Genomic DNA, 5,499 nt, shown 5'->3' with positions numbered 1-5,499 from the left:
GTCAATGGCAGGGTCAGGCTTGGCGGGCATGTGAAAGATGGCGCTACGCTGGCGGCGATCATGGCGGTTGCGCAGCAATATGGACCCGATGCCGTCATCAACTCCGTCATCGTCGACGACAGCCAGCAGGTCAATTTGGAAGTGCGCGTGCTGGAAGCCAAGCGCAACACCGGCCGCGACCTCGGCGTGTCGATCAAAAGCAGGAACGGCGATGGCACAACCCGTACCGGTACCGGTGTTGCTGCCGTTGACGAGGACGGTGTCGTGCTCGGACCGGGCGGTCTGCTCAGCGGCCTCCTGTCCAACTCGGCGCCCTTCGGAGCGCTTATCACGCGCGTCATCGACAGCAACATCAAGGTCGACCTGATCATAGAGGCGCTCGAGTCCAAAGGCGCGGTGCGCACGCTCGCGAACCCCAACCTCACCACGCTTTCCGGCGAGCAGGCCAGCTTCAACGCCGGTGGTGAAGTGCCTATTCGCAGTCTGGACAAGGACGGCCAGGTAAACATCGTGTACAAGCAATTCGGCGTCAATCTTCTGTTCACGCCGGTCGTACTCGACGACGGCAAGATTCATATGAACCTGGCGCCGGAGGTCAGTGACCTGACCGGCTTCACCACCGCCGGCGACCCGATCTTCACCAACCGCAAATTGTCGACCGTCGTCGAATTGCGCGACGGCCAGAGCTTCGCCGTCGGCGGGCTTCTGTCCAGCAAGACCACCAAGCTCCAGGATCAGGTGCCTTGGCTCGGCCAAGTGCCTGTGATCGGGACGCTGTTTCGCAGTTCGAGCAACCAGAAGGAAGAGACCGAGCTGGTCGTCATCGTCACGCCGCATATCGTGCGGCCGGTGAAGCCTGGGGAGCAGTTGGCGACACCGTTCGACAAGACACGGCCCGCCAACGATCCGGAGTTCTTCGTGCTCGGCCAATTGGAAGTGACCAAGGACATGGTCCGCAAATATGAAACCGGCGAAGGCGTCACCGGCCCCTATGGCCACATGCTCGACTTCAAATCGAAGGACAAGATGCTCTATGTCAAGAAATAGCGCCTTGATCCTCATTCTGTGCGCCAGCGCCCTGTCGGGCTGCGCCGCGGACTATCTGAACCATTATGATTCGGTGACCCTGGCCGCCGGCGACACGCAGAAGTTCAATTCGCTGCTGCAGACGGTCGACCCGCTCAACCCGGCGTCCCGAAACACACATATCGAAGGCGACGGCGCACGCGCCGCAGCCGTTGCCCAAGGCTACAAATATCCACCGCCACCGCCGCCGCCACCAGCGATCACGGTCAATGTCGGCGGGTCGGGTGTGACACAGTGAACTGAACGAAGGGATGCGCAGGGCGCCGGGCATGCGAGGGGCTCTGGCGCAGGAAAGCAGAGAGTAAGGTCATGTTGGGGACCATTCGTGCCTTCTGGAACGATCAACGCGGCATCGCGATGATCCTCGTGGCAATCATGCTGCCCGTGCTTATCGGCTTCGCTCTGCTGGCCATCGATATGAGCCGAGCCAACGGACTTCACAACGATCTGCAAAAGGGAGTTGATGCCCTTGCTCTGGCAACGGCAGCGGAACTGGATGGCAGATCGGATTCGATCACCAGAGCCAATCTGGCCAAGACTACCCTTCTCACCAACAAGACCAAGTTTTCAACGGCAGGCGATCATACACTCGCTCTAGCCGATGTGACCGTTACATACTTGACCGGGATACCGGCCGACGACAGCATCAAGTTGAGTGCCGCTGGTGTCGACGCCAATGGTGTGAACTGGGCAAGCACCGACCCTAAAGCCGTGACATTCTCACTGGTGACCGTGAACCCGTCCGGCCTGGCGGATGGTGCCGGGGCCTTCGAAGCGATCTTTCCGGCAAGCGTTGTCAGCGGCAGCAACACATTCGACATCAGACCTCAGGCTGTGGCCGGATTTGTCCAGTCGATCTGCGAAACGGTGCCGATCTTCATGTGCAATCCGTTCGAGACGACCGACCCGTTGACCAGCAAAACGATCCAGCAGGCGTTCGCGTCGGGGGACACCTATAGCCGCGAATTTCGTATTCTGAAAGTCGATAGCAACCCCGGCCCGGGCAACTTTGGCCTGCTGGAAAACGGCCTGACCTCGATACAGGAGGGGATGGCCAAGGGGACCGCCGGCACCTGCTACAGCCGCACTTCGCTGACCACGAAAACGGGTGTCACCTTGGGTCAGGTCAATACTGGCCTGAATGTCCGGTTCGATCTCTATCAGGGCAATCTGAAAAATAACACAGACCTTGGCTACCGCCCGGCGAGCAATGTCCGCAAGGGGGCCAGCAAGAACAGCAATTGCAACAAGTTTGATGTCGCGACGGATGGTTCCGCGTTGCCTCTCCCGGATGGCACCGGCTATGACTCCGCTAAGGGCATGACGCTGCCGATCGCGGCGAATTCCTTCTGGACCGCCTACTGGGCCGCCAATCATAAGAACGCAGCGTATCCAAACCTCCCGGCGAAGACCGACCCTCTCAAGCGGAACGTTCCCGCCTCCAGGTATGATGTCTACAACTATGAAATCGCGGCCGGAATCGTGGGCGACAAATCGAAAGGGCCTTCGAACGAAGTTGGAACGCCTTCCTGCTACAAGGGGGACCTCACCAAGGCGGATCCGAGCCGCCGGCTGATAAACATGGCCATTATCGATTGCAAAGCAAACCAGGCGAAGCTGAACGGCCACACCGCAGTCCGACCGGATGGCTATGCAAGCGTCTTCATAAACAACCCTATCCAGAAGGTGAATCCCAACGACGAGGACAATCCGGACGGTACAGGCGCCGAGAAGGCTATCAGCCTTGAGATCGTCGATGTCGATGGCGGATTTGCCAACAACACCCTGGTAGACAAAGCATTCCGCAACGAAGCCCAGTTGTATCGGTAGCGCTGACATGACCAGGCTCCGCAGAATCATTGGACGGTTCCAAGGCGACGAAAGTGGCGCCGCTTTGGTGGAAGCCGCGATCACGATACCACTCGTATTGCTGTTATCGGCCGGTGTGTTCGAGTTCTCCAACATCCTGAATACGCGGATGCTTCTCGAAGCTGGCGTTGAGGATGCGGGGCGCTACATGGCACGATGCAGCAGCGATTGGGCGACTTGCAAGGGCCGAGCCCAGAACCTTGCTGCCAATGGGGCGGTCGCTAACGGCAGCGCCAGAGTGACCGGATGGCTGCCGGCGGCGGTTGACATCACCAAGGCGGTCTCGCTGGACGCGGTTGATGCCGCCACGGGCACGCAACTTTATCTCAGCAGCACGACCAAAGTCGATGTCGTGGACGTCAGCACCTCCTATTCTTATCCGGACGTTGGATTCTGGTCGTATCTTGGCTTTGGAGCCCTGACCCTCAGTGTATCCCATCAGGAACGGGTCATTGGATGGTGATGGGGCGCACCAAGTTTTGGGCTAGCCAGTCCGGAACGACAATGGTCGAAATGGCCATAGTGATGCCGCTGCTGTTGACGCTTTTGCTTGGCTTCATCGATTTCGGCTACGCCTTTTACCAATGGAATGCCGGGAATAAGGCGGTGCAAGCCGGCGCAAGGCTGGCGCAGATTTCTACACCTGTCGCCAGCGGGCTCCTGGCCGAGACGATAACGCAGACCGACCTAACTAAAGTCGGCACTGCGGTACCCGCAAACACTTACAACTATATCTGCACCGCCAACACCGCTGGAAGCGTCTCTTGCGTTTGCGGCACAGGCGCTACGTGCCAGAACCTCAATGTAAGCCAAGATGCCTTTAATTTCATTTTCAGCGGCAACAGCAGCCGGCCCGGAATGCAGACATTCCTGCCGATGTTGGCCAAGTCCGAAGTCAGGATTCAATACCAGGCTTCCGGCCTCGGCTACTGGACGCGTCCCAGCGGACCGGTGCCGACCATCACGGTGAGCATCACCAACCATCCCTTCCAGTTTTTCTTCCTGGGCGGACTGCTCGGCTTCAACAACATCACAATGCCCTCCATGCTGAGCACGGTCACGGGCGAAGACATGAAGAGTACCTGGCCATGAACGCCATCAACACCAAGGTTACGCCGACCAAGCGCAAGCAGGTGGCGCTGTTTTCGTCGGATCCGAATTTCAAGCGCGATGTGGCGACGCGGCTCGATGCGCTGGCGATCTATGACGTCAGGGTTTCCGAGACGAGCGATTTTCTGAAAGGACCGCCGGCGGACACACGCCCGGGCATCGTCATCCTCGATCTCGGCAATGGCGAGCTGCTCGGCAGGCCCGGCATCGTCGAGGCGCGCGCACTGTGGGCCAGCGTGCCGCTGATCGCGGTTTCCGACGAGCTGAGCTCGGAGCAGACGCGCGTTTTGGTGCGCATGAACGCCTCGGACTGGCTGCACAAGCCGCTCGACGGCAAGGAACTGCTCAATGCGGTGACCTTCCACGACACCGGCAACCAGGGAACCAAAAGCCGGATCATCACCTTCATCAGCGCCAGCGGCGGCGCCGGCGCCACGACGCTGGCGCTGTCGGCGGCCGAATTCCTGGCGTCGAAATCGGGCGAGCGCGCGGCGTCCACCTGTCTCGTGGACCTGGATTTCCAGAGCGCCAATTGCGGCGCCTATCTCAATCTGTTCAACCAGTTCGACCTTGCCGGCATCATCGGCCAGCCGGAGCGGCTCGATGTCGAGCTGATGGACGTCATCAAGCTGTCGCGCCCGTCCGGCCTCACCCTCTATGCATTCGAGCGGCCGCAACTGCCGTTCGAGCCGCATGGCAGCGATTTCGTCTTCCGCCTGCTCGACCTCGTCGCCTACCGCTTCGACGACATCGTTATCGACCTGCCCAATCTGGAAACGCCCTGGCACAATTCCGTGCTGTCGACGAGCGACGAGATCTTCATCGTGTTCGAACTCAATGTCGCGTCGCTGCGGCAAGGCAAGCGGCTCTACAAGAAGATCCGCGAGCTGCGCGGCAATGCGGTCAGCATCACGCTGGTCGCCAACAAGCACAAGCGCAAATGGTTCGGGAACCATTTTTCGCGCAGCGAGCTCGAAAAGATCTTCAAGGCGCCGCACATCAAGTCGGTCGCGCTCGACAACGCGCTTCTGACCGATGCGCTGAACAGGGCCATCCCGCCTTCCGAAGTGGATGGGCGGGCGCGCTTCAACAAGGATCTGAAGCGGATGTTCAAAGAGCGGCTCGATGACGCTGCCCGATAGATAGCGGATCGCCCCAAAGCTCGCCGGCGCCTGCGTGCTCGGCATGGCGTTGGCGCTGTCCGTCCACGGCTTCGCCGAGGCGCGATCAGCACTTTCGGAGCGGCCGCCGCTGCCGGCGATGGGGCCCAGCCTGCGCAAGGCCGTCGCCTTTAGAACCGCCGAGCAGCCGGGAACGATCATCATCCGCAAGGACGAGAAGGCGCTTTACCTGGTGACCCGCCAGGGCCAGGCGCTGCGCTACCAGATCAGCGTCGGGCGCGACGGGTTCGGCTGGACCGGCATCGTCAAGGTG

Annotated in this window: 6 protein-coding genes and 1 pseudogene; all 7 read left to right on the top strand. The window is 60.2% G+C overall.

All coding sequences use genetic code 11. The annotated features are described in order from the left end of the window. Positions 1-1,047 (top strand): type II and III secretion system protein family protein (locus EOA22_RS23030; protein ID WP_164755748.1); only part of this gene is annotated, 1,047 nt, incomplete at its 5' end. Next, a complete protein-coding gene (locus tag EOA22_RS23025) occupies positions 1,034-1,324 on the top strand; it encodes a hypothetical protein (protein WP_063170090.1) in 291 nt (96 codons plus the stop codon). The genes EOA22_RS23030 and EOA22_RS23025, both read left to right, overlap by 14 nt. 71 nt (positions 1,325-1,395) lie before the next feature. Then, complete coding sequence (locus EOA22_RS23020; RefSeq protein ID WP_063170089.1) at positions 1,396-2,916, top strand: pilus assembly protein TadG-related protein; 1,521 nt, start codon at positions 1,396-1,398, stop codon at positions 2,914-2,916. A 7-nt stretch (positions 2,917-2,923) separates the two neighbouring features. Next, a complete protein-coding gene (locus EOA22_RS23015; RefSeq protein WP_063170088.1) occupies positions 2,924-3,418 on the top strand; it encodes a TadE/TadG family type IV pilus assembly protein in 495 nt (164 codons plus the stop codon). Positions 3,419-3,459: 41 nt separating this feature from the next. Continuing rightward, positions 3,460-4,047, top strand: a complete 588-nt coding sequence (locus tag EOA22_RS23010) for a TadE/TadG family type IV pilus assembly protein (protein WP_244514262.1) — start codon at positions 3,460-3,462, stop codon at positions 4,045-4,047. Further along, positions 4,044-5,207 carry an AAA family ATPase gene (locus EOA22_RS23005; protein WP_013530277.1) on the top strand — a complete coding sequence of 388 codons (1,164 nt, stop codon included), beginning with the start codon at positions 4,044-4,046 and terminating at the stop codon, positions 5,205-5,207. Before EOA22_RS23010 ends, EOA22_RS23005 begins: the two co-directional genes overlap by 4 nt. Positions 5,208-5,250: 43 nt before the next feature. Beyond that, a pseudogene (locus EOA22_RS23000) lies at positions 5,251-5,499 on the top strand (L,D-transpeptidase); the annotation flags it as partial.

The sequence above is a fragment of the Mesorhizobium sp. M7A.F.Ca.US.014.04.1.1 genome (assembly GCF_003998745.1).
GTDB lineage: Bacteria > Pseudomonadota > Alphaproteobacteria > Rhizobiales > Rhizobiaceae > Mesorhizobium > Mesorhizobium ciceri.
This window is presented reverse-complemented; position numbering and strand designations above follow the sequence as displayed.

Bases quoted from the DNA above. Each gene is read 5' to 3' on its own strand.
- EOA22_RS23025 (WP_063170090.1), top strand. From the start codon at position 1,034: ATGTCAAGAAATAGCGCCTTGATCCTCATTCTGTGCGCCAGCGCCCTG.
- EOA22_RS23005 (WP_013530277.1), top strand. From the start codon at position 4,044: ATGAACGCCATCAACACCAAGGTTACGCCGACCAAGCGCAAGCAGGTG.
- EOA22_RS23010 (WP_244514262.1), top strand. From the start codon at position 3,460: ATGGTCGAAATGGCCATAGTGATGCCGCTGCTGTTGACGCTTTTGCTT.
- EOA22_RS23020 (WP_063170089.1), top strand. From the start codon at position 1,396: ATGTTGGGGACCATTCGTGCCTTCTGGAACGATCAACGCGGCATCGCG.
- EOA22_RS23015 (WP_063170088.1), top strand. From the start codon at position 2,924: ATGACCAGGCTCCGCAGAATCATTGGACGGTTCCAAGGCGACGAAAGT.